At 68.5% G+C, this 18456-nt stretch carries 16 protein-coding genes; 2 read left to right on the top strand and 14 right to left on the bottom strand.

What is annotated here, in order from left to right; genetic code table 11:
- The first annotated feature begins 29 nt into the window (after positions 1-29).
- Positions 30-2150 carry a glutamine synthetase III family protein gene (locus APAU_RS04565; RefSeq protein WP_006300520.1) on the top strand — a complete coding sequence of 707 codons (2121 nt, stop codon included), beginning with the start codon at positions 30-32 and terminating at the stop codon, positions 2148-2150.
- A 228-nt stretch (positions 2151-2378) separates the two neighbouring features.
- Here APAU_RS04565 and APAU_RS04560 read toward each other — a convergent pair whose 3' ends face one another.
- From APAU_RS04560 to APAU_RS04540, 5 genes are all read right to left on the bottom strand, one after another.
- A complete protein-coding gene (locus APAU_RS04560; protein WP_006300519.1) occupies positions 2379-2705 on the bottom strand; it encodes a type II toxin-antitoxin system PemK/MazF family toxin in 327 nt (108 codons plus the stop codon).
- On the bottom strand, positions 2692-2922 hold the full coding sequence (locus tag APAU_RS04555) for a hypothetical protein (RefSeq protein WP_006300518.1): 231 nt from the start codon (positions 2920-2922) through the stop codon (positions 2692-2694). The genes APAU_RS04560 and APAU_RS04555 overlap by 14 nt, the downstream gene beginning before the upstream one ends.
- A 154-nt stretch (positions 2923-3076) precedes the next feature.
- Positions 3077-4582 (bottom strand): S-layer homology domain-containing protein, encoded by a 1506-nt coding sequence (locus APAU_RS04550; RefSeq protein WP_006300517.1) that lies wholly within the window; start codon positions 4580-4582, stop codon positions 3077-3079.
- A gap of 435 nt (positions 4583-5017) precedes the next feature.
- Positions 5018-5200, bottom strand: coding sequence for a hypothetical protein (locus APAU_RS13280; RefSeq protein WP_040344896.1), 183 nt, complete (start codon positions 5198-5200; stop codon positions 5018-5020).
- Between the two features lie 359 nt (positions 5201-5559).
- Positions 5560-6603: a sulfurtransferase gene (locus APAU_RS04540; RefSeq protein ID WP_156789431.1), complete on the bottom strand. Its 1044-nt coding sequence runs from the start codon at positions 6601-6603 to the stop codon at positions 5560-5562.
- 600 nt (positions 6604-7203) lie between these two features.
- Between APAU_RS04540 and APAU_RS04535 the strand changes: the two genes are divergently transcribed.
- A complete protein-coding gene (locus tag APAU_RS04535; RefSeq protein WP_006300515.1) occupies positions 7204-8049 on the top strand; it encodes a hypothetical protein in 846 nt (281 codons plus the stop codon).
- On the opposite strand, the gene APAU_RS04530 is transcribed toward APAU_RS04535, so the two are convergent.
- The 9 genes from APAU_RS04530 to APAU_RS04490 form a co-directional block, all read right to left on the bottom strand.
- The gene (locus tag APAU_RS04530) at positions 8042-8974 is read right to left on the bottom strand and encodes a glycosyltransferase family 2 protein (RefSeq protein ID WP_006300514.1); all 933 of its coding nucleotides are present in this window, start codon (positions 8972-8974) and stop codon (positions 8042-8044) included. The two genes, APAU_RS04535 and APAU_RS04530, sit on opposite strands and share 8 nt — an antisense overlap.
- On the bottom strand, positions 8962-9873 hold the full coding sequence (locus APAU_RS04525; RefSeq protein ID WP_006300513.1) for a glycosyltransferase family 10 domain-containing protein: 912 nt from the start codon (positions 9871-9873) through the stop codon (positions 8962-8964). Before APAU_RS04525 ends, APAU_RS04530 begins: the two co-directional genes overlap by 13 nt.
- Positions 9857-10933 carry a glycosyltransferase family 4 protein gene (locus tag APAU_RS04520; RefSeq protein WP_006300512.1) on the bottom strand — a complete coding sequence of 359 codons (1077 nt, stop codon included), beginning with the start codon at positions 10931-10933 and terminating at the stop codon, positions 9857-9859. Before APAU_RS04520 ends, APAU_RS04525 begins: the two co-directional genes overlap by 17 nt.
- Positions 10930-11913: a glycosyltransferase family 9 protein gene (locus tag APAU_RS04515; protein WP_006300511.1), complete on the bottom strand. Its 984-nt coding sequence runs from the start codon at positions 11911-11913 to the stop codon at positions 10930-10932. Before APAU_RS04515 ends, APAU_RS04520 begins: the two co-directional genes overlap by 4 nt.
- The gene (locus APAU_RS14610; protein ID WP_006300510.1) at positions 11910-13385 is read right to left on the bottom strand and encodes a PfkB family carbohydrate kinase; all 1476 of its coding nucleotides are present in this window, start codon (positions 13383-13385) and stop codon (positions 11910-11912) included. The genes APAU_RS04515 and APAU_RS14610 overlap by 4 nt, the downstream gene beginning before the upstream one ends.
- Positions 13382-14677 (bottom strand): mitochondrial fission ELM1 family protein, encoded by a 1296-nt coding sequence (locus APAU_RS04505; protein WP_006300509.1) that lies wholly within the window; start codon positions 14675-14677, stop codon positions 13382-13384. Before APAU_RS04505 ends, APAU_RS14610 begins: the two co-directional genes overlap by 4 nt.
- 73 nt (positions 14678-14750) lie before the next feature.
- Entirely contained in the window at positions 14751-15953 is a 1203-nt protein-coding gene (locus APAU_RS04500; RefSeq protein WP_006300508.1) for a DegT/DnrJ/EryC1/StrS family aminotransferase, read from the bottom strand.
- 4 nt (positions 15954-15957) lie between these two features.
- Entirely contained in the window at positions 15958-17112 is a 1155-nt protein-coding gene (locus APAU_RS04495; RefSeq protein WP_006300507.1) for an iron-containing alcohol dehydrogenase family protein, read from the bottom strand.
- A gap of 59 nt (positions 17113-17171) precedes the next feature.
- Positions 17172-18437 carry a 3-deoxy-D-manno-octulosonic acid transferase gene (locus APAU_RS04490; RefSeq protein ID WP_006300506.1) on the bottom strand — a complete coding sequence of 422 codons (1266 nt, stop codon included), beginning with the start codon at positions 18435-18437 and terminating at the stop codon, positions 17172-17174.
- Positions 18438-18456: the final 19 nt, after the last annotated feature.

The raw sequence follows: 18456 nt of genomic DNA, 5'->3' as shown, positions 1-18456 counted from the left end.
GGCCATCCCAACCATACGAGGTGAGGCCCATGCCGACGGAACGCCCCGCATCCCAGTTCGCCGTGGATCTGTTCGACCGCCGCTCCATGAGGGAGCGACTGCCCAAGGACGTGTTCGACCAGCTCATGGGGGTCATCGAAGGCACCCAGAAACTGGAGGAATCCAGCGCCGGGGTCATCGCCGCGGCCATGAAGGAATGGGCGGTCTCCCGGGGAGCCACCCACTACACCCACTGGTTCCACCCCCGCACGGAGATGACCGCGGAAAAACACATGGCCTTCCTCACCGTGGACCCCGAAGGGCTCCCCTTGGAGGCCTTCTCCGCCGGGGAACTGATCCAGAGCGAACCCGATGCCTCCTCGTTCCCCTCCGGAGGGGTACGGTCCACCTTCGAGGCCCGGGGGTACACCGCCTGGGACCCCACCAGCCCCGCCTTCGTGGTGTCCTCCGACCGGGGAGGCACCCTCTGCATCCCCTCGGTGTTCATCGCCTACGACGGTACCCCCCTGGACATGAAGACCCCTCTCCTGAAGGCCCTGGGGGCGGTGGAAAGCCGGGCCATGCGCATCGCCCGCCTCTTCGGCAACCGGGGGGTCAAGTGGATCCGCATGATGGCGGGGGCGGAACAGGAGTTCTTCCTCCTGGACGGGGACCGGGCGAGGCAGCGGCCGGACATCCTCTTCTGCGGCCACACCCTCCAGGGCGCGGCGCCCCCCAAGGGGCAGCAGATGGAGGACCACTACTTCGGCTCCATCCACCATCGGGCCCTGGCCTACATGGAAGAGGCGGAGCAGGAACTGGCCCGCCTGGGGGTGGTGGTGAAGACCCGGCACAACGAAGTGGCTCCCTGCCAGCTGGAGTTCGCCCCCCAGTACGCCGAGGCCAACCTGGCCTGCGACCAGAACCAGATCATGATGCTCACCATGCGCCGCCTCGCCCACCGGCACGGCCTGCGCCTGCTGCTCCACGAGAAGCCCTTCGCGGGACTTAACGGCAGCGGCAAGCACGTGAACTTCTCCCTCATGGACAGCGAAGGGCGCAACCTCCTGAGCCCGTCGGGCAACCAGAGGAGGAACGTGCAGTTCCTCACCTACCTCTGCGCCTTCCTCTTGGGGCTGCAGCGTTACGGGGGACTGCTCCGGGCCTCCATCGCCTGTCCGGGGAACATGTGGCGGCTGGGGGGCAACGAGGCCCCTCCCGTGATCATGAGCGTCTACCTGGGAGATCTGCTCACCCGCATCCTGGAGCAGATCGAGCAGGGGGCACCGGAGGTGATCCCCGGGCGCACCCTTCTGGACCTGGGCCTCAACCGGCTTCCCTCCATCAAGGCTGACAACACGGACCGCAACCGCACCGCCCCCATCGCCTTCACGGGGAACAAGCTGGAGTTCCGAGCCCCCGGGGCCTCCCAGTCCATCGCCGGCCCCCTCACGGTGCTGGCGGCGGTGTGGTGCTGGGGGATGGACCAGATGACCAGCCGCATCGAGGCCCGCATGGCCGCAGGAGGGACAGACGCGGCGGACGCCGCCCTGGAGGCCATCCAGGCGGCGGTCCGGGAGACCCGGGGGGTCCGCTTCGAAGGGAACTGCTACGCCCCGGAGTGGTACGAAGAGGCGGCGAGGCGGGACCTGCCCATCGCCCTGACCACCCCGGAGGCTCTCTCCCTCTTCCTGGTGCCGGAGAACCGTGCCCTCCTGGCGGACCTGGGAATCCTCTCGGATCGGGAGATCGAAGCCTACTACGAGACCCGCCTGGAACAGTACGTCAAGTCCATGGAGATCGAGATGGGCATCCTCCAGGCCATGACCTGGGAGGGCATTGTCCCCGCCCTGAACCGCCAGATCGCCGAGGAGGGGACCGCCCTGGCCCCCCTGGCGGGTCTTCCCCTGGACCTCAAGCCCCTGCAGGGACACCTGCTGCGTCTGGGAAGCCTCAAGGGGGAGATCCTCCTGGCCCTGGAGCGGCTGGAGGAGATCCACGGGCTCATCCGGGAGGCGGAAGGAGACCTGGAAACTCAGTCGGAACGGATCACTGCGGATGGACTGCCCGCCCTGGCCGCCCTTCGAGACCTCCTGGACGGGGCGGAACAGATCACCGGCCGGGAGCACTGGCCCTTCCCCCGCTACCGGGAGCTTCTGTCCTTGGGCTAGAACCCCTCGGCCCGGACGCTCGAAGCGCCTAGGAGGCTGGCGTAAGCCAGCCTCCTAGGCGCTTTCTTGTTAAGTTAAAGGGATCCCCCGCGGGTCGGGGATCCCGAAGGGCCGGAGAGAACCTCGACGTGAGTCCCCCATGGCATCCGGTTCCCCCGCCACGTCGGATGAGGCATCCCGGAAGAGGACTCTCATCCGGAACGGCTCAGACCCTCGGGGGCCGGATAATCACCGGGGCAGGGCCAAGTGAATCTGGATCGCTTCCTCCAGGAGAATCAGGTCCGCTTTGGAGAGGACACCGAGGAGGCTCTTCAGCCTAGCCTTATCCGCCGTCATGATCTGGCAGGCCATGGCCTTGGCACTTCTTCCGCTCACCGTCACCAGGGCCTCACCGGGATACAGACGGCTCGTCCTGCTGGTCAGCGGAACCACCACCACACGAGCCAGGTGTCGATTGGCGGAGTCATTGCTCACGATCACCGCAGGGCGGGTCTTGCGAATCTCGCTTCCCACCGCGGGGTCGAACTCCACCCACCACACCTCACCACGCTTCATCGTCCTGGTCACCCATCAGGGCGTTAGACCACTCCAGGGCCTCCGACTCCCGCCGGCGATCCGCAGCCATGGCCCGGTACCCCTCGTCCATGGACGTATCCGACACGTGGGGACGAACCAGGTCTTCGATGAACTGGCTCATCCTGCGCTTGCCCACTCGACGATAGAGCCCTTCGTAAACCTCTTCGTCCAAGGTGATGGTCATCCGCCGATGCATGGCTCCACCTCCCATAGGCGTAATGCGTATCACGTATCTTAGAACGTTTTGACGTGAGCGTCCAGCCTCCGTCGCTCCGAGGACGGTGGGGGCAGAGCACAAAAAAATCGGGAGAGAGCCGAAGCTCTCTCCCGATTCGGAGAAACAGGGTTTCTTAGAAGTTGACGACGGTGCGGAGACGGACCACGTTGTCGTCGCCGCTGTTCATGCCAGCCGGGTTGTTGTCGCCGTAGTCGATCTTGTCGTAGGAGAGCTCGAAGCCCACGGCGGGATTCAGCTGGTAACCCACACCGAAGGTGTAGAACTTCGTGTCGTCGATCCCGGTGGTGTCGAAATCGGCAGTGAAGTACCGCACGAAGGTGCTCCACTTGTCGTTCCACTTCTGGTCGGCCCGCACGAAGATGATCGTGGTGTCCTGGTCGAGGTTCCGGTTATTGAGGGCAGCAGCGCCGTAAGAGTCGTACGGGCTGTTCTGGTACATCCGGAAACCTTCGCCGATCTTGCCATACTCCAGCCACAGGCTGGTGAACTTCAGCAGATCCTGCTTCGCGTCAACGATGACCTTCCACGCGGTGGGGCTGTCCTCGCCGGAAGCAGCCCGCTCGGCCACGTTGATGTCGTTGTTCTGCGTGTAGTAGGCACCCTTCAGGGCGATGCTGGGGTTGAACTTGAACTCGAAATCGCCGTAGATGGTGTGGCTGTTCATGTCGTCCAGGTTGTCATAGTTGTCCCACAGGCCACTGAGGGCAACCCGGAACTGCTCGTTGATGTTGAAGTTGAACCGGGCACCGTACCGGTACATATCCCGAGCGCCCACGTTGAGGAGATAGTTGTCCTCGTTGCGGGTCGCGAGAACGGTGGCGTCCACCATGCCCCAGGACTTCTGGAAGATGAACCCGTTGTAGGTGAAGTCGCCGATCCAGGCGTCGTCATCCACGTACAGGCCAGCCTCGTCTTCCCAGTCCACATTCTGACGACCCACGGTCAGGGTGATGTCGTAGGGAAGCTTCGTGGTGATGTAGTAGCGCTCCCACTCCATAACCTGGTCGCCCCGGTTCTGACCCCAAGGCTTGGAGTTGCCGTTGTCGTTGGCACCGGTGCCGAGACGAGCGGTGAAGGTGGTGGTCTCGTTGATCCGCTTCTTCAGGAAGATGCGGTACCGGTTAAGGTCGAACTCGTTCTTGCCGCCCAGCGTATAGCCGGAGTCGCTCTGGCCGTTGCCGTAGAAGCTGGGGTTCTCGTTGCCGAACTTCGCATCCATCCGGAACTGACCGGAGAGGCTCCAGCCGCCCATGTCCTTCTCAAGGACCGCCACGCGGGCGTCGATCTTGTCGACCTTCACGCCGAGGGCATCCAGTTCGTCCTTGAACTCCACGACGAGCTTCTTCAGCATCTCCACATCCTGCTTGCTGGCCTTGTCGAGGTCAACCTTGGCGAGGGCGCGGGCGACGATGGAAGCCATCTCGTAACGAGTGGCAGGCTGGGCACCCTTGTAGGACCCGTCGGGGTAGCCGGAGATCACGCCATGGGAGGCGAGCTGGCTGACGGCGTCATAGGCCCAGTGGTTCATGGGGACATCCATGAAAGGATTGGCCGCGAAGGCCGGCGCAGCGAAGGCCACGAGAGCGGCCACCGCCAGAATCACAAACGTCTTCTTCATTAGAGTACAACCCCCTTGGTTGTGTGGTTTTATGTGCGGCCTTCTCCACACGGGGGACGTCCACTGCGCGGCTGCGGGACAAGCATCCTCGTTTCCTTCTCTCGCGGCGTGCGGGTGGGTCCGTCCTTCGTGGTGGTTCCGGTCCGCCTTGACGCTCCGCTCTCCCTTATTGGCGGGGGTTGTGTGCACCTCCTTTCTTGCCGTCCGGGGTCTGCGCGGAGTTCCAAGCTAGCGGGGTCCAGGTTGTCAAAGATCCAATCCAGCCCTAATACTTCCACAGGCTCCTCCGTATTGTAGCGGATTTGTGCATCCGCGCAAGGGGCAGAAACGGGGGGAGGGGAAAAAGAGCACGAATCCCGCAAAGGGTCCCATCCCGGTCCTGTTTCCCCCGCCGTGCCGACTCGGTGGGCTGTTCGCAAAGCTGCCTCGCCGACGTCACAACCTCGCCCTCTCCTGAATCCACCGGAGGATGGGGGGTTCCGGCCCACGGGACACGGTAACCACCAGATCGACCTTCCGGTCCTCCAGGGCTTTCTGGATCCTGGCAACGGTCCGGAGCTTGCGGTACAAGGCCTCTTCAGGGATCAGGGGTTCTGTGACCTCCACCAGGAGATCCACGTCTCCCCCCCGTGCCCGGTCCGTCCACCCGGGAACCGAACAGAGACACGGTAGCCCGAGGTCCGAAACAGGACTCCACCGCCTCCCGGATGATCACCCGTTCCCGTTCGGGAAGACGCAGAAAATCGCACTCTCCCTGCAGATCCCCCGGGCATCACGCCTTCGGGGACGCACGGCTCGCTCCGTCCCGGGGGCAAGGCCTTTCTCCCGCTGATTGTACCTTCTCCCTTCCGGAAAAAACGAATCGGAGTCTTGGATCCCTTCCGCCTTCCCGTCTTCCATCGCCACTCTGAAAAAAGGACGCCGAACCCTCTCTCGGGGCTCGGCGTCCTCGGCGATCCCATCCGCAGATTCGAAGGCTATTTCCCCGAACCCGTGGCCACCTCCAGGTCCTTGTTCCCCGCCCACTCCTGGAAGCCCGAATCGTAGTTCCTGGCCTTGGTGAACCCCGCCAGGCGGAGCATGAGGGTAGCGTAGGCCCCCCGGACCCCGGCGGTGTCGTAGACCACGATGTCGTCGGCCTCCTGAAGCCCCGCGGCGTGGAAGATCTCCCGGAGCTGTTCGTTGGTGTGCAGTTTGCCGCTGCCGTCCACCAGCTGGTCGAAGGGCAGGTGGATGGCCCCGGGAATGTGTCCTCCCCGACGTTCCTGGAAGAACCGGGCCCCTTCGAACTCCGGTTTGGTGCGGACGTCCAGGATCTTCAGATGGTCCATGTGGTCCACGATCCACTGGGTGGAGACGTTCCAGCTGTCGTCAGGCTTGGGCAGGGAGAGAGAGACGGCCTTAGGCTTCACGGGCCACTTGTCCGTCTTGCCTCCGGAGGCGACCCAGGCCGTGAAGCCCCCGTCCAGGATTTTGGCGCTCTTGAGGCCCATGGAGCGCAGGATCCAGAGGATCCATCCGTCCTGCCCCCAGCCGCCCCGGTCGGCGTACACCACCACGGGTTTCTTGCCGTCGATGCCCAGGGCTCCCAGGCGCTTGGCCATCTGTGCCCGAGGCAGGAGATCCCCCCAGCCCCGGTCCCCCGGACGTCCCTTGAGGGAGGTGAAGTAGGTCCACTCGGCGTTCACCGCCCCGGGGATGTGTCCCTTTAGGTAGAGGGACTGGGCCCGACCGTCGATGAGCACCACCTTGCCCAGGTTGGCCCGGAGCCAGTCGTCTCCCACCAGCAGGTTCTCCCGGGGCTCCTGGGGTGCAGGCTCACCGCCCGTCGCTGCGGGGGTCTTGCTGGATACCGGAGCCTTCGTGGGCACCGGAGCCTTCGTGGGCTGAGGCGTCCGGGAAGGGGCCGGAGAGACGGGAGTCGCCACGTCGCCGGAGTGGGCCGTGGGAGCCGGAGCTGCGGTGGGAGCAGGGGTGACCGCAGGGGTCGCGCCGAACGGATCCGCCGACCCGGCGGTCATGGGCGCGGGAGTCGCGGAAGGGGCCGCGCTCCCCGCAGGGACATGGGTAGGCGCAACGGTGGGGACCGGGGCTTTCGTGGGAACAGCAGCTACCGTCGGCACCGGAGCCTTCGTGGGAACAGCAGCTACCGTCGGCACCGGAGCCTTCGTGGGAGTGGCAGCTTTCGAAGGCACCGGGGCCTTCGTGGGGGCCGGAACCTTCGTGGGGACAGCGGCTACCGTCGGGACCGGGGCCTTCGTGGGGGCCGGGGACTTCGTGGGAACAGCGGCCACCGTGGGTGCCGGAGCCACCGTGGGGGTCGGAGCCGCCCCAGCCGCCCCGGCACCGAGAACGCACAGAGCCATCCATCCCAGGAACAGCGCTTTCGCCTTGCCGTGCATGAACGTCACACCTTTCTTATCGGGACCTCGGTCCCCTACCGCGGAGGGTGGGGACGCCAAACCTACGGAACTGTACAAGAATCCTCCCTCCCCGTCACGCTCCAGCCCGTAAAACTACGGATTTTCGCCCTCTCGCTCCGGTTCGGCACGAAGGACGCCGATCTTGATAGAATGCCCGAGGGACGGGGCGACTCCCCTTCCGTCCCGGGAGGCCATGGGATGCTGTGCACCCTAAACTATGCGGACCGCGTCTTTCTGGAACAGCAGCGCCGCAACACCCGCACCGCCCTCTCCCCCGGCGGGGCGGATCAGGTGTTCTCCTTCTCCCCCTCGGACCTGGAGGAGGACTTTCGGGCGAAGCACCGGGAGATCCTCTCCCAGCCCCGGGGGGCGGGGTACTGGCTTTGGAAGCCCTATCTGGTGCTGCGGACCCTTCGCCTCCTCCCGGAAGGGGCCTTTCTGTTCTACTGCGACGCCGGAGCCTTCTTCATCCGCAGTCTCCGGCATCTGGAGACCTTCTGCCTGGAGCGGGACCTCTGGCTTCTGCCTTTCGACCTGCCCTTCATCGAGGAACAGTACACCAAGGCGGAGGCCTTCGAGATCCTGGGATGCGACACCCCCGCCTACCGGGAGACCAACCAGATTCTGGCCAGCTTCTTCCTGGTGCGAAACGGAGAACCGGCGCGGGGCTTCTTCGAGGAATACCTGCGTTACGCCCAGGACCCCCTATGCCTCACGGACCGGCTGACGGTACCCCAGAGGGAGGATTTCATCGAGCACCGGCACGACCAGTCCCTCTTCAGCCTGCTGTGCAAGAAGCACGGCCTGGCGTCCTTTCGGGACCCCAGCCAGTTCGGGGACTTCAACTACTTCCGCAAGGGCAAGGAGTGGGAACCCCACGGGGGGAAGAGGCGTCGCGTGGTCTACCGGGAACACCCGGAATCCACCTACCCCCGCATCCTCATCGCCCAGCGGCGGGACCGGGGGTTGGCTCTGCTGAAGTACCGGCTGGACATCCTCCGCAAGGACCTGAAGCTGCGGCTGACGGGCTACCGGTTCAGATAAACCGGGCCCGGACGGCCTGGACCGCCTTGCCCCACCAGTAGCGCCCCGGGTTCCAGGCCCGGGCGATCTCCCCCTCCAGGACCTCCCGTCCCTCCGCTTCCCGGGGCAGGGTCGCCAGGTCCCGACGGGCGGATTTCAGGATCCGCTGCTCCGCGTACCGGAAGAAGTCCTTCCAGGGAGGGGTGACGCCGTCCCCCCGGCGGCCCATCTCCCGAGCGACGAAGACCTTGTCCTCCACCTTCCGCAGGCTGGTTGCGGCGCTGATGGAGCCTCCCCGACGCCGGTAGAGGTACCAGGGTTCGGGAAAGGCCTGGAGGGTTCGGGCGGCCAGGATGGCTCGGGGCATCCACTCCTCGTCCTCGAAGAAGCGCCCCTCCAGGAAGAAGACCCCCTCCTCCAACAAGCGGTCGCGGCGGAAGATGTGCGCCCACACCAGAGGCTTGAAATGCCGGAAGAGCAGACAGCGCCTCATGCGTTCCGCCCCTTCCGGCCCGTTCAGGCCGAGGGGAAACCCCCGACACACCCGTTCCGTCCTCCCCGTCCCCTCGAAGGTCTGGAGGTAGTCCGCCCCCAGCAGGTCCGTCCCGTCCCGATCCAGAAGGCGCAGCGCCCCCTGCAGAGCCTCGGGGAGCACTAGGTCGTCGCTGTCCACGAAGAGGACGTGGCGGCCCCGGGCCTCCCGAAGCCCCAGGTTGCGGGCCGCTCCGGGGCCCCGGTTCGGGGTGCGCAGCACCCGGCTGCCCGGCCGGGAGGCCAGCCGGGCCTCCGCCAGGACCGCCGTGTCGTCCTCGGAACCGTCGTCCACCACCAGGATCTCCGTCCCCTCCTCCACCGCCAGAAGGGAGTCCAGACAGTCCCCTAGGGTGGAACGGGCCTGAAAGGCCGGGACCACCAGGGAAAGGAGGGGCCGGGTCACGGGACGCACCGACGGAGCAGGGCCTCCAGGGCGGCGAACTTCTCCGCCACCACCTCCGCCGCCCTGGGCAGGAAAAAGGGGCGGGAACGCAGCTCCTCCCCGAAGGCGGGGTCCTCCACGGCCCGACGGATCGTCTCCAGGGCCTCCCCGGGGCTCCCGGGGTCCCAGAGGACCAGGGCCTCCCGGTTCAGGACCTCCGGCTCCGGCCGGTTGCCCGATCCGAAGTAGACGGGGGTGCACCCCGCCTGGATCGCCTCGAAGGGCTTCTCCGTCACGTACAGGGGGGTGTCGGTGTTCTCCGGGCAGATGTTGAAGGCGTACTGCTCCAGGAACCGCCGTTTGTCGTCCCCGAAGCGGGCCTGAAGCTCCCGGGTGTTGCGCCTCCAGCGCCCGGCGCAGTCCACGGGATACCGGGCGGACAGGGCATCGTGGAGGGGCGTGCGGGTGTTCCACTTGTCGTGCCCCGCGATGAGGGCGAAGAGCCGTTCCCGGGGCGGGCGGGGCCGGTTCATGCGCCGGATTTCCTCCCCGATGGCCTCCTCCGTCGCCTCGGGCGGAAAGATCCGGGTGATCCACAGGGGAAAGCGCAGGTAGCGGGGGTTCGGGAGGTCGTCGAACCCCAGGGCCAGGTCCACCTCGTCCAGGCAGTAGTCCTCGTACTCCCGGTAGAAGCGGTGCAGGTTCTCCCCGCTGAAGAAGACCTTGGCTCCCCGAACCGGGCGGTACACCAGCTCCTTGGGGCCGAAGACGCTGTAGAACCGGAAACGCGCCTCCGGGGGCAGGCCCAGGCGGCGGTTGAGAAACCGGGAAAACCAGGAGGGTCGGTTGTCCCACCAGTTGACGTGGCGCACCACCCCGTCCCGGCCGCAGCCGACGAAGCGGTTCCGCAGCTTATCCCACAAGGACATGGTCGTGGCCTCCTCGGATTTCCCGGTAGAACGAATCGGTCTCCTCCAGCCATCGCCCCACGGAAAGGTCCCGCAGGAGGGACGGCGTCCGGAGGTTCTCCGGGCCCTCCAGCGCCTGCCGCAGAGCCTGGGCCCAATCCCCCGGGCGTCCGGGAGGGACGAACAGGCCCGGGTGGGGGACGAAGAGTTCCCGGAAGGCGGGCAGGTCCGAGAGGACCAGGGGGCACCCCGCCACCGCCGCCTCCGCCGCCGCCAGGCCCATGCCCTCGTCCCGGGAAGGGACCAGCATCAGGTCCGCCTCCGCCGTCAGGGCCGCCACGTCGTCCCGGTAGCCCAGAAAGGCCACCCGGTCCCCCAGGTTCCGTTCCCGGACGAGGGCCTCCAGTTCCCCCCGCAGGGGGCCGTCCCCCGCCAGGGACAGGGTCCACCCCTCCCGGGGGAGGGAGGACAGGGCCTCCAGGAGCAGGTCAGGCCCCTTGATCCGGGTGAGGCGCCCCACGAAGAGCCAGCGGAGCGGCCCGGGACGGCGGGAGAAGGGACGAGGCACCCGGGAGGGCTCCACCCCCGTCCAGACCACTCGGCGCAGCACCGGGAGCCGGGGGGACAGAGCCCGCTCCACCGTCCCGGAGACGCAGAGGGCTCCCCGGGCGTGCCGGTAGGGGGCCAGTCCCGCGTTGAGGGAGTAGGGGGCGTGGCAGGTGACCACCCAGGGCACCCCGCAGAGGGAGGAGGTCCACCAGGCGATCCAGGCGGGTACCCGGGAATGGGCATGGAGGAGGTTCCAGCCTTCGGCGCGGCAGATTCGGGCCAGGCGCAGGGCGGCGAGGGCCCCGGTGAGGGGGTTCTTCTGCCGAAGAGGAAGACGAAGGTGAGGGACCCCCGAGGCCGTCAGTTCCGCCTCCAGGCGGCCTCCCGCGCTGGCCACCCCCGCGTCCAGGCCCCGGCACCGCTGCTCCCGGGCCAGGCGCAGGACGTGGCGCTCCACCCCCCCCTCCTCCAGCTCCGGGAGAAGGTGCAGCACCTTCCAGGGACCTGCGGGAACGCCCGTCCGTCCCTTCATGGCCCCGGCGCTTCGAGGTCCCGAAGCCCCAGGATCCGTCGGGTCTCCCCCAGGACGTCTTCCACCGGGATGGTCTCCATGCAGGGGAGAGTACAGCTCCAGTCCAGGCACCCCCTTCGGGGGCAGGGGCAGGAGACCTCCCCGTCCAGGGTGGCCATGTAGGGTTCCGAGAGGCGGGTGGGGCCCCAGAGCCCCAGGACGGGACGCCCCAGGGCGCGGGCCAGGTGCAGGGGCCCCGTGTCCCCCGCCACCGCCAGGTCCGCCCGGGCCAGGGTGCCCACCAATCCTTCCAGGGAGAGACGGTCCACCAGGTTCAGGACCCCGGGCACCGCCCGGGACAAAGCCTCCCCCACACCCCTCTCCTCCGGGCCGGACCCCACCAGGACGAGGGACGCCTCCCCCCGAAGGGCCTCCAGGTAGGCCCGAAGCCGGGGCTCGGGCCAGCGCTTGCGGGGATGGCTGGCCCCTACGGCCACCACGATACGGGGATGTCCCGTCTCCTCCAGCTCCTCCGGCAGGGGGACGGAGGGAGCCTCCAGGTAGGCCCCCCTTCGGGGGAACAGGGAGACCTGCAGGATCCCCAGGGCCCAGTAGAGGTTCTGCCGGAAGACCCACTGGAGCCAGCGGTGGTCCCCGTAGCGCAGGGGGACCCCCGAGGCCAGGGCCAGGAAGGTCGCCCGGTCTCCCCCCTGGAGGTTCACCAGAAGGTCGAACTTCTCCTTCCGGATCCGGCGGATCAGCCGCAGGAAGCCCCCCAGCCCCTCCCTTCGGTTCCAGGGGATCACCCGGGAGACGAAGGACTGGGCGGCCACCAGGGGGGCGTAGGGGGCCTCCACCAGCCAGGTGAGATCCCACAGAGGGAACCGTTCCGCCAGGGAGCGGGCGATGTCCACGGAGAACACCACGTCCCCCAGGGAGGAGTAGCGCACGAAGAGGACCCTGAGGGGGCGGTTCTCGAAGCCCGCGGTGGGGGACTTCACCTTCCGGGAGTCCTTCCGGTTTCCCGGATCCGTTCCTCCAGGGCGGTGGTGGAAAGGCCCTCGATGCGGGGCAGGAAGACCACCCGGTCCGCCCAGGCGGCCTCGGGGAGGGGCCGGTCCCGGTACTCCTCCCCCTTCACCAGCACGTGGGGACGCAGGCTCCGGTAGAGGGTTTCCGGGCTGGGCTCGTCGAAGGGAACCACCAGGTCCACCATCTCCAGGGCGGACAGCAGGGCAACCCGCTCCCGCAGGGGAAACAGGGGGCGGGTGGGACCCTTGAGCCCCCGGACGGAGGCGTCGGAGTTCACCGCCACCACCAGCCGGTCCCCCTGACGCCTCGCCTCCCCCAGGGAGAACAGGTGTCCCCCGTGGAGGGCGTCGAAACAGCCGTTGGTGGCGGCCACGGTGAGTCCCTCGGCCTTCCAGGCCTCCACCCTGCGGCGAGCCTCCTCCCATCCCGCCTCCTTGGCGGGACGAGTTCCCTCGCCGCTTCGGTAGGAAGCGGCAAGCTCCTCCATCCCGATGGGGCGGGTACCCGCCTTCTGCACCACCAGCCCCGCCGCCCGGTTGGCCACCCCGACGGCCTCCTCCAGGGCGATCCCTGCGGTCAGCAGGGCCGCCACGGTGGCGATCACCGTGTCCCCCGCCCCGGAGACGTCGAAGACCTCCCGTCGGTCCGCCTCCACGTGCAGGTGCCCCTCCTCCCCCACCAGGGTCATCCCCGCCTCGGAACGGGTCACCAGGAGGGAGCCCAGGCCGAAGCGTCCCCGGGCCTCCTCCGCCGCCGCCAGCACCGCCCGGTCCTCGTTGGGGACGGGGCGTCCGGCCGCCTCGGCAAGCTCCTGGAGGTTGGGGGTGAGCAGCGCGGCCCCCCGGTACTTGGACCAGTCCGACCCTCGGGGGTCCACCACCCCGGGGACGCCCGAGGGGAGGCTTCCCAGAAGCTCCCGGCACAGGGCCTCGTCGCAGACCCCGTAGCCGTAGTCCGAGAGGATGAGCCCCTCCGTTCCCTCGTCCCAGCAACGGCGACACCAGGAGGTCAGGGCCCTTCGGTCCTCCTCCTTCAGGCTCTCCCGGGTGCCCCGGTCGACCCGCAGCATCTGCTGCCTTCCCGAGACCACCCGGGTCTTGAGGACGGTGCTGCTCCGGGCGGGCAGGAGGAAGGAGCGGACTCCCTTCCGGTGGAAGAGTTCCGCCAGTTCCCGAGCCTCCCCGTCCTCCCCCACCGCCCCGGCGACCCCCACGGCGCAGCCCAGACCCGCCAGGTTCATGGCCCCGTTGCCCGCGCAACCCGGGTTGGCGTGCACCCCTTGCTGGACCACCACCGGGATGGGGGCCTCCCGGGAGATGCGCTCCACGGTGCCGCAGAGGTATCGGTCCAGGGCCAGGTCTCCCACCACCGCCAGGGAGGAGGACACGGACCGGGCCTCCAGGAGGCGCAGGAGCTTGGAAGAAAGGCGTTCTCCGATCATCTGCGCACCCCCTCTCCTTCCGGCGCCGGGCTCCGCCTGGCACCCCGTCCCGAAAACTCGCCCCTCCCCGCCAGGCTCTCCACCAGCCAGGCCGCCGCACGCTTCGCCTCGTTGAATTCCCCCGAGGGGGGGGGAGGATCCTCCAGGGGGATGCGCTCCGTGCGGTTCTTGGCCCCGTAGGCCAGGGGAAGTTCCCGCTTGACCCGCTCCCACTCCTCCAGACGTCCCTCCCGTTTCAGGGCGTCGAAGAGCCCCTCGAACCGAGGGGGTCCAAAGACCCGGGCGGGGCTCAGGAGGCGCATCTGCGCGGCCTTCTGGGCAAAGGCGCACAGGTGGGACCGGAACCCCACGGTGCGCTCCACCCGGAGCAGGGTCACCCGGTGTCCCGCCGTGGCGGCTTCGGAGACCATGGAGACGGAGTCCTCGGTGCAGAAGGTGCGCCCGCAGGCCCCCAACATGCCCGGGACGGGGTTCTCCGGGGTCTTGGAGGCCACCACGAGCATCCGCACCAGGGGATGCCCCTTCAGAAGCCGTTCCGTCGCCGCCTCCGCGGCGGGACTGGTGCGGCGGGAGGTGGTGACGTACAGGTCCGCCCGATAGGCCTCCGCCCGGCGCAGCAGGAGGCCCATCTCCTTCATCACCCACCGGGAGGAGATGCGGTAGTTCCGGTCGTCCCCCCCCAGCAGCACCGCCCAACGGCGCTCCCCCTGCGGGGGAAACCGCTCCAGGAGGGCCTCCCCCTCCCGGGACAGCTCCTCCGGGACGATGGCGTTGGGGGCTCCCACGGTGGCCAGCACGTTGGGGCGCCGGGGAGGGTGGTCGTGTTCCGGAACGATGGCGAAATCGAAGGGGTCCACCCCGAAGAGGGAGGGGGTCATGAGGGTGACGCTGCATCCTCCGAAGAGGACCCCCAGGGCCAGGTTGTAGGGGGCCGCCCGGCTTCCGGCGGAGAGGATCAGGAGGCCCGAGCCCCCCGGGGCGGGAATCCCTCCGTCTCCCCGCTCCCGCAAAAAGGCGCTCGTGGATCGGGCCAGTCCGTCACCCCCGGCGGAGGCCAGCCAGTCCCGGGCCTTGCGGCGTCCCCCCTGGAGAAGGCAGCGAAGGCCCCATTTGGCCCGACAGGAATCCATCCCCCCCAGGGAGGGGACCTCCAGCTCCCGGACCAGGCCTTCCCGGGAAACCTCCGGGGCCAGAAGCCCTTCGAGCCAATGGGCCACCCCTCGGCTCTGGGTCAGGTGCCCCCGGATGCCGTCGCTCAGGATGAGGATGGATCGGATGGGGTGGGCAGACATGGTCGGGACCCCCTCGGCAAAGGAAGGGGGAGGACGCGAGGCGACCCGCGCCCTCCCCGGGTCTGCACTCCGCCTAGAGGGCCGCCTGGGCTCCGGCTCGGATCGCCCGGATCAGGTGGTCCACCTTGGCGTCGTCCATGAGGATGTCCAGGCCGAACATCGCCGCCCGCTCCAGGATGGAGTGGGTGACGGGCCACTCGGAGGGCCGGTAGGCCGGGACGTCGTCCGCGTGGGGACAGTCGTAGGGGCAGCGCACCCGGCTGTAGGTGCTTCCCTCCCGCAGGGTCTCCCAGTGCCGGGCGTAGTGCCAGGTGTTGTCGCTCAGGATGCCGCAGCCGAAGCCCGCCTCCCTGGCGGCCGCCTGGAAGGCTCGGGCCTTGGTCCCGTCGGGGAGGAGGAAGACGATCTGGGTGGCAATGTCCCCCGTCGGGTCGGGAAGCCTGCGGGTGACCAGCCCCGTATCGGACACCGCCTCCAGAACCCGGTCCCGGGTGGACCGCAGGCGGGAGATGGCCCCGTCCAGCTTGTCCAACCCCACCAGCCCCAGGGCGCCCTGGATCTCGCTCATGCGGAAGTTGAAGCCCAGGCAAGCCTTGCGCTCCGCCCCCCGGTCGATGCCCTTGTCGTGCAGGTGTCCGTGGTCGTGGTAGGTCTCCATGCGCCGGCAGAGGTCCTCGTCGTCCGTGAGGATCAGGCCGCCCTCCCCCACGGTGACGATCTTGTTGGGGTCCAGGCTGAAGGTGCCCCACTTCCCCAGGGTGCCGCAGGCCCGGCCCCGGAAGGTGGCCCCCATGGCCTGACAGGAGTCCTCGAAGAGATGGACCCCCTCCTCGTCGCAGAGGGTTTTGAAGGCATCCATGTCCGCCGCGCCGCCGAACATGTGCACCGGCATGACCGCCTTGGTCCGGTGGGTGATGCAGTCCGCCGCGGAGCAGGGGTCCAGGTTCAGACTCTCATCGATCTCCCCCAGCACCGGCACGGCGCCGCACTCCAGGATGGCCTCCACGCTGGCGATGAAGGTGAAGGGGGTGGTGACGACCTCGTCCCCCGGGCCGATGCCCATGGCCTTGAGGGCCACGTAGAGGGCGGCGCTGCCGTTGGAGACCGCAAGGGCGTACCGGGCCCCATACTTCTCCGCCACCGCCCGTTCGAACTCCTCCACCCGGTAGATGCCCTCCCGGACCCCCTGGTAGGAGTACCGGTGCACCACCCGCCGACGCAGCACGTCCGCGACGGCGTCGATCTCCCTCTGGTCGAACAGCTCGGAACCCGGCATGGCGTCAGAACGCCTCCTTGTACAGGACGATGCAGGCCTTCTTGTCCAGGGGCCTGGGGTTGTTCTCCAGGAAATCGGCCATCCCCAGGGCCACCTCCGCCAGGGCGTCGAAGTGCTTCTCCTCGATGCCCGCCTTGAGGGCAGAGAGCTTCCGGGGCAGGGAGAGATCCTCCACCAGGTCCTCCAGCCCCTCGGCGCAGGCCAGGGCGGCCTCCCGATCCGGCCATCCCTCGGTGCCCAGGCCGAGCCAGGCCGCAGCCTGGGCGTACCGGTCGCTCCGGGCGGGGACGTTGTACCGCACCACGTAGGGGAGCATCAGGGCGTTGCAGCAGCCGTGCCCCACCCCGAAGGAGCCGCCCAGGGGATAGGCCAGGGCGTGGCAGGCCCCCACCCCGGCGTTGGCCAGGGTGACCCCGGCGTAGAAGGAGGCCAGGAGCATCTCGCTGCGCGCCTCCAGGTCCTTGCCGTTCCAGGTGGCGATGCGCAGCCACTTGCCGATGCGGGTCAGAGCCTCCCGGGCGAAAAGATCGCTGAAGGGGCTGGCCTGTCGGCCGGTGTAGCCTTCCAGGGCGTGCACCAGGGCGTCCATCCCCGTGGAGGCGGTGACCTTCGGGGGCATGGTGAAGGTCAGCTCCGGGTCCAGGAAGCTGTAGTCCGGACGGAGCCGGTCGTCGCTGATGCTCCCCTTGAAGCCGTCGCCCTTGCGGCTGAGCACGGCGGTGGAGGTAACCTCCGAACCGGTCCCGGCGGTGGTGGGAATCATGACCTTGGGCACTCCCGGGACCTTCACCAGCCCCTGCCCCTGGTAGGCCGCCGCGCTGCCCTGGTTGGTGATGAGGATGCTCACCGCCTTGGCCACGTCCATGCAGCTTCCCCCGCCCAGGCCGACCACCGCCTGGCAGTCGTGCTCCCGGGCCAGCTCCGCCACCGCGTCGGTGGTCTCCACGGAGGGTTCCGGCTCCACCCCGGCGAAGACGCAGGAATGCACCTCCGCCGCCTCCAGATGGGCGCAGATCCGATCCGCCGTTCCCAGGCGCTCCATGTTCTCGTCGGTGACCACCACGACCCGTTCCGCCCCCAGGGAGCGAAGCAGCTCGCCCACCTGCGCCGAAACGCCCGCCCCGAAGCGCACCCGACCGGTCCATGTCATGTCGAACATCACGCACACCACCTCATGTGAGTTTGGGCCCTGGCAAGCCGTGCGTCCGGGCCTCCGTGTCACCAGCCGTTGTCCTGCCCCGCAAGACGCTTCACGACCCCCCAGGTTCGGGTCGCCGCCCCGATGCGCGGGGCGAAGTAACGCTCCGTAGCTCCGGGATGGGGGAAGAAGCCCCCTTCCAGGACGGAGAGGAACCCCTGCTCCAGGTCCTCCGTCCCCCGGACCTCCCGGGACAGGCCCTCCCGGTCCAGGTCCGTCGCGACGCTCTGGAAATCCTCCATGTGGGGACCGTGGAGGATGGGTACTCCCCACACCGCAGGCTCCATGAGGTTCTGCCCCCCTCGGGGGACCAGGCTGCCCCCCACGAAGGCCCCGTCGGCGATGCCGTAGAGGTCGAAGAGCACCCCCACCACGTCCAGAACGAGTATAGTCCAGTCCGCCTCCCTTTGGGAGAACAGGGAAGCGGCGCCGACCTCCCGGGCCCGCTCCAGACAGGCTCCGGCCCTCTGGGGGTGTCGAGGCGCCCAGAGCAGCCGGGCACCGGGGACCCGACGGCGCACCCGGGAGAAGGCCTCGCACACCGCCGCCTCCTCTCCCTCGTGGGTGCTTCCCGCCACCAGAAGGGGCCCCGCCCCCCCCAGGAGCCGCCTCCACTCCCCGGGGTCCGAGGCGGCCCGGCGCTGGAAGAGGGCGTCCACCTTGCAGTCCCCCAAAACGTGGAGCCGGTCCGGCGAAACCCCCAGGTCCCGGAAGCGGGCGGCGTCCGCCTCCTCCCGGACGAGGCAGGCGGAAAGGGCCCCCAGCACGTCCCCCCAGAAACGGCGGGTGCGGGTCATGCGCCCCCAGGAGCGAAGGGAAAGGCGACCGTTGGCCAGGAAGGAGGGGATCCCCCGGTCCTGAAGCTCCCAGAGGAGCACCGGCCACAGCTCCGTCTCGAAGGTGACGTAGCCCCAGGGGTCCAGGGCGTCCAGGGCCCGGCGCACGTAGGAGGGGGCGTCCCAGGGATAGCGCAGCACCCGATCCAGCTGGTCCCCCAGGAGGCGCAGGGCCATGGAGCGCCCCGTCTCGGTGATGGTGGACAGCACCAGGGGGCCGTCGTAGCCGTCCCGTCGGGCCGCCAGGACGAAGGGGTAGGCCGCCTGGACCTCCCCCACGGAGACCGCGTGCACCCACAAGGGTTTTCCCCTCCGGGAAGAGGACAGTGGCCCCTCGATCCGTCCCGTGCGCTCCGGGAACCCCTGGGCGTAGCGCCGCCGCAACCAGGGACCGGCGGCGGAGAAGAGCCCCTGGGAGGCCGCCCGGAAGAGCCCACGCCTCAGGGACATGGGAAGGCGGAGAGGGGGG

The sequence above is a fragment of the Aminomonas paucivorans DSM 12260 genome (assembly GCF_000165795.1).
In the GTDB taxonomy this organism is placed as follows: domain Bacteria; phylum Synergistota; class Synergistia; order Synergistales; family Synergistaceae; genus Aminomonas; species Aminomonas paucivorans.
Note: the sequence above shows the minus strand (reverse complement) of the source record. Positions and strands in the feature narration are given on the sequence as shown.